This window comes from Rubrivirga sp., assembly GCF_049648075.1.
Classification (GTDB): Bacteria; Bacteroidota; Rhodothermia; order Rhodothermales; family Rubricoccaceae; genus Rubrivirga.
The window spans coordinates 1-5,244 of sequence record NZ_JBARYR010000722.1 but is presented as its reverse complement, the minus strand read 5'-3'; the positions used below and the strand labels follow the sequence as shown (position 1 = coordinate 5,244).

Here is a 5,244-nt window from a genome sequence, read left to right as displayed (position 1 = left end):
ACCTCGATGCGGTCTGCTTGCGCGCGCTCCGCAAGGAGCCCGAACGGTGCTACCCGACGGCCGATGCGTTCGCGCGCGACCTCGACCGGCACCTGCGTGGGCTCACCGTCGACGCCCGTCCCGACTCCCGGGTGTACCGAGCCTCCCGGTTCGTCCGGCGCCACCGGACAGGGGTCGTGGCCGCCACGTTCGCGGTCCTCGCCGTCGTTAGTGGGGCCGGCGTGGCAATTTGGCAAGCGTCTGAGGCCCGCGCCGAGCGCGACCGTGCCGAGCAGCTTGCGGACTACACGTTCGACTTGTTTACCCGCCAGCTTTACGATCCGGAGGCGATTCCTATCGAAGTGTCATTCAGTGAACTTCGGCGGCTTGGGTACTTGTTCACCTTCTCTGCAGCTCGGGCTTCGGCTGAGCTCGAGAACGAGGACCGACTCCGCATCCTCGTCTCGCTCCGAAACGCCATCGCCGGTCTCCCTTACCGGACTGAGCTCTCGCACCACCTCGAAGTCGCCCAAGCGACGCACACGAGCGCCCTCGAGGACTACGGTCCACTCAGCGTCGAGGCCGCTGAGTCAGGGGTTGGCTTAGCCGCTGCCGCGGCGCCTACGGACCTTCCTATGGCCGACTCCCTCCTCACGAGCGCCGTCTCAACCCTCGGTCGCGTGGACAGAGCGCCGGCCAACCTTCGTGGTGCTGCCCTTCTCCATCTCGGTGCCGTCCGAAAGAGCATGGGGCGCCAGTCTGACGCCGATTCACTCCTGCGGCGGTCCGTGGTGTCCCTCCAGTCCGCTCCCGTGAACTCGTCTCTGTTATCCCTCGCACTCAGACACCTCGCTGATGTCAGCTTCGGCCGAGACCGAAGGCGAGAGGGCGAACGCTTTGTCAACCGAGCGGCGGACATGGCCGGCGCGGCGGATGAGGCACTGGTCGAGCGGTCCATCCTTCTGGCATACGTCGCGGAAGATGCCGCCCGCCGCCGCGACGCGCCAGCAACGAGACGGTTTGCCACAGAGGCCCTCGGCCTCTCAGAGCAGGTACTCCGGCCGACCAACAGCCTGATTCTCCACTTGCGGTATCTCGTCGCCACGTCGGTCTCCAACCCCTCCGAGCGAAGTCGGGATCTCCTCTCCGTCCTTGGTGGTTACTTGGCCACGGCGCGCAAGGAAGAAGACGTCCCACACATTGTGCTCGCCATCGCACAGGCTGAGTACGAGAGCGGCAACCTCTCCTCCGCAGTGGACTGGACAATGCGAGCTCGGGATGCATACAGCGCGTCGACTCAAGCCGGCACACCTGAGTCATCGTGGCCGACTATCACTCTCGCACGTGTTCGCCTCGACCAGGGCAGATTTGCAGACGCCGAACGGTTGGCTCAGCAAGCCGCTGGAGAGCTAGCCGAGCAACTTGGGCCAGAGCATTGGGTCACGCTCTACACGAACGGACTACGAGGAATCGCCCAGATAGAACAAGGCGACCGGGCCGGTGCCGCAACGATCCGCCGAGCGATCCCGGCCGTCGAGGCGCAAGGGGCCGCTCAGCAAGACAAGATCGACCGCCTCGAGAACGCTGCCGAACGCTTTGGCATCGACGACTGAGGCCGTGTGGGTCGCCCTCGAGGACGACTCATGCCGCGTTCGCCAGCTCCCGCCGCACGCGCGACAGGTGCACGTCCGTCACGCCGAGGTACGACGCGATGTGGTACTGCGGCACGCGCTGCGCCAGGCCCGGCTCGGCCTCGAGGAAGGCGACGTAGCGCTCGGCGGCGCTCTCGAGGAGCAAGCTCCGCGCGCGCCGCTCCTTGCGCATCAGGATGTGCTCGGCCAGCCGTCGCCCTAAGCGCTCGAACGCCGGTGACTCATCGAACAGGGCACGGAACCCGTCGACCGATATCGTCCGCACCGTCGCGTCCTCGAGGGCGTGGATTCCGTACAGGATCGGAACGCCCAGGCCAGCCGCGGCCAGGGCTCCGGCGAACTCGCCCTGGGCCACGAACGCCTTGTTGGACTCGCGTCCATCATCGGTCGGGTAGTAGAACCGGAGCAGACCGTCCTCGACGAACAGCACCTGATGGTCGTCCGAGCCCGGAAGGGCGACGGCCTCGCCCTGCATGATCTCGCGCCGAGCGAACGCGTCCTCGAGGACGCCCGCCTCGAGGTCGGACAAGGGCGCCCAGTCGCGAGCGGCGTCGGTGAGAGAGGCGGGCATGGGGCGGACGGAGCGAGTGCGTTAAGAATAGGTGTCATGCGACCTCGAGGTCGGTTCTTGAACGCCGCATTCGGCCTCGAGGTCGGTAGCTTGACGTAAACGACTCCGACCGCGATGAACGCCCTGCACGACACCGACCCCGCCGTCTTCGACATCGTCCGCCGCGAGGTGGAGCGCCAAAACGACGGCTTGGAGCTGATCGCGTCGGAGAACTTCGTGAGCCCCGCCGTGCTCCAGGCACTCGGCAGCCCGCTGACCAACAAGTACGCCGAGGGCCTGCCGGGCAAGCGCTACTACGGCGGCTGCGAGGTCGTCGACGAGGTCGAGACCCTGGCCATCGAGCGGGCTAAGGAGCTGTTCGGCGCCGACTGGGTCAACGTCCAGGCACACTCGGGCGCGACGGCGAACATGGCCGTCTACCTCGCCTTCATGGACCCCGGCGACCGCCTGCTCGGGCTCGACCTGGCCCACGGCGGCCACCTGACGCACGGCAGCCCGGTCAACTTCTCGGGCAAGCTCTATGAGCCCCACTTCTACGGCGTGCAGACCGAGGGGGAGAACGCGGGCCGGATCGACCTCGAGGCCGTCCGCACGAAGGCGAAGGAGGTCCAGCCCCGGATGCTGTCCGTCGGGGCGAGCGCCTACAGCCGCGACTTCGACTACCAAGCCATGCGCGCGATCGCCGACGAGGTCGGCGCGATCCTGTGGGTCGACATGGCGCACACCGCGGGCCTGATCGCGGCCGGCGTCTTGAACGACCCGCTGCCCCACGCCCACGTCGTCACCACGACCACGCACAAGACGCTGCGCGGGCCGAGGGGCGGCATGATCCTGGTCGGCAACAACACAGACAGCCCGACGGGCGAGACCTGGGTCAAGTCCGGCAACCCGAAGTCGACCGGCGCCGTCTTGGACTCGGCCATGTTCCCCGGCTCCATCGGTGGGCCGCTGATGCACGCCATCGCGGGCAAGGCCGTGGCCTTTTTGGAGGCGCTCCAGCCCGAGTTCGAGGTGTACCAGCGCCAGACTGTCGAGAACGCCCGAGCGATGGCCCAGGCGTTCGTCGAGGCCGGCTACGCCGTCGTCAGCGGCGGGACCGATAACCATCTGGCCCTGGTCGATCTGCGCTCGAAGGCCTGCACCGGCAAGGACGCCGAGGCGTGGTTGGGCGAGGCCTCGATCACGGTCAACAAGAACATGGTCCCCGACGACCCCGAGAGCCCGTTCGTGACCTCGGGCATCCGCGTCGGCGCCCCCGCCATGACCACGCGCGGCTTCGGGGAGGACGAGTTCCGCACCGTGACCTCGCTCATCGACCGGGTGATCACGTCGCGGGGCTCGGAGGCCGAGGCCGTCCGCCTCGAGGTCGAGGCGATGTGCGACGCGTTCCCGCTCTACGACGTCGAGAGCCTGGGGGCCGAACCGGTCGCAGCGTAGCGCAGGAGCCGCACCGTTAGCAGCCAGCCGCGGTTCGCGGACCCCGACCTCGAGGTCGTCACACCTCCGCGCACGAGGTGCGTCTGGCACCGTCCTCGAGGTCGGGAGCCCCCTGTCTCCAGGAGGTTGGAGACCTGGCGCATGCGTCTGCGCACAGGGGAAGGCCTCTAGAGATTGACGAGGACCAACCGATACCCTCTCGGTCCTCCACTCTCGACGTGTCATACCTGGTCTACGCTGCTCTCAGCCCGTTCGCGGCGGTGGCGCTCGTGTGGGTCCTGAGGCGCGCGACCAGAGGGACAGTGCCAGGCGCGACGTCTCTCGTGGCACTCGCCGTCGGAGGATTGTGGTGGCTCGCCTGCGATCTGCTGGCGATGACGGCCGGAGGCCGCATGTCGGTCATCGCGCACCATGCGATGTTTATCGGCATTCCTTGGGTGGCTCTGGCGTGGCTCGACTTCGCGATCACCTTCACCGGGCAGACGAGGTTGCGGCGGGTGTGGCCCGTCAAAGTGGCCATCGCCGTCGCCGTCCTCACGAACGTCGTGGTCCTGACCTCGGGTGTCCACGACCTCTTCTGGACGTCGATCGAGCAGGGAGATCGGGGGCCGTTCACCGCGATCCTTCCGACCTACGGACCGTGGTTCTGGGTCCACGCGGCGGTCAGTTGGAGCGCCTCCGTCATTGGCTCTTTTATCGTCGTGCGAGAGTACGCCGGCGGCCTCCGCACCTTCCAACGCCTCTCGGTCTGGCTCGCGATCGCGTCCTTGACGCCGATCGTCGTCGACCTCGTCGTCGTGTTCGGCATTCTGCCTGTCGAGAAGGGGTTCTCAACCATCGCGTTCTCGTTCGGGGCCGTCGTGTTCGCCGCGAGCACGCTTCGGTACCGGTTCCTCGACCTCCAGCCGACCGCTCGGTCGGTCTTGATGGAGAGCCTGAGCGAGGGGGTCGTGGCGATCGACCTCGAGGGCCGCGTGACCGACTTCAACGGCGCCTTCGCATCGATGGCGATCGGCCTCGAGGTCGGCGGCGACGTGCTCGAGGTCGTTCCCGATCTCGAGGCGGCCCTGACGGGCTCGACCGGAGAAATTGTTGTCGAGGCCGGACCCGAGCCTCGGTCGTTCGAATGGAGAGCGGCCGACTTGGAGACGGACGGCCGTCCTCGAGGGCGGTTGATCGTGTTGCGCGACGTCACCGACCGGATCGTGACCGAGATGGCGCTTCGCCAGGCGCTCTTGGACGTCGAGGCCCGCAACGCCGACCTCGACGCGTTCGCTCACACCGTCGCGCACGACCTCAAAAACCCGATCAACGCCATCCGAGGCTACGCCGAACTCCTGCTCGACGAGGGCGACGACCTCGGGGCCGAGATCCAGACGCAGAGCATGAAGACGATCTACTCCGTGGCAGGGAAGATGAACGACATCGTCGCAGAGTTGCTCTTGCTCGCGGGCGTCCGCAACCAAACCGTGACGCCGGTGCCCATCGACATGTTGGGCGTGGTCGAGGGCGCCCTCGATCGGCTTGAGCCGTTTCTCCGAGAGCACGACGCGGTTCTCGAGGTCGAGGAGTCGTGGCCTACGGCGGTCGGCTACGGGCCGTGGC

General features: G+C 67.2%; 3 protein-coding genes and 1 pseudogene. 3 read left to right on the top strand and 1 reads right to left on the bottom strand.

Features of this window, described 5'->3' with window-relative positions; translation table 11 throughout:
* Positions 1 to 1,592: pseudogene (locus WBA11_RS19005) on the top strand (hypothetical protein); the annotation flags it as partial.
* Positions 1,593 to 1,620: 28 nt separating this feature from the next.
* Here WBA11_RS19005 and WBA11_RS19000 read toward each other — a convergent pair.
* Entirely contained in the window at positions 1,621 to 2,202 is a 582-nt protein-coding gene (locus WBA11_RS19000; protein ID WP_424522198.1) for a Crp/Fnr family transcriptional regulator, read from the bottom strand.
* Positions 2,203 to 2,316: 114 nt separating this feature from the next.
* On the opposite strand from WBA11_RS19000, the gene glyA reads away from it, so the two are divergent.
* Together glyA and WBA11_RS18990 are read left to right on the top strand one after the other, a co-directional pair.
* Entirely contained in the window at positions 2,317 to 3,639 is a 1,323-nt protein-coding gene (gene glyA, locus WBA11_RS18995) for a serine hydroxymethyltransferase (RefSeq protein ID WP_424522197.1), read from the top strand.
* Positions 3,640 to 3,716: 77 nt separating this feature from the next.
* A partial coding sequence (locus WBA11_RS18990; protein ID WP_424522196.1) for a histidine kinase N-terminal 7TM domain-containing protein occupies positions 3,717 to 5,244 on the top strand: 1,528 nt, incomplete at its 3' end.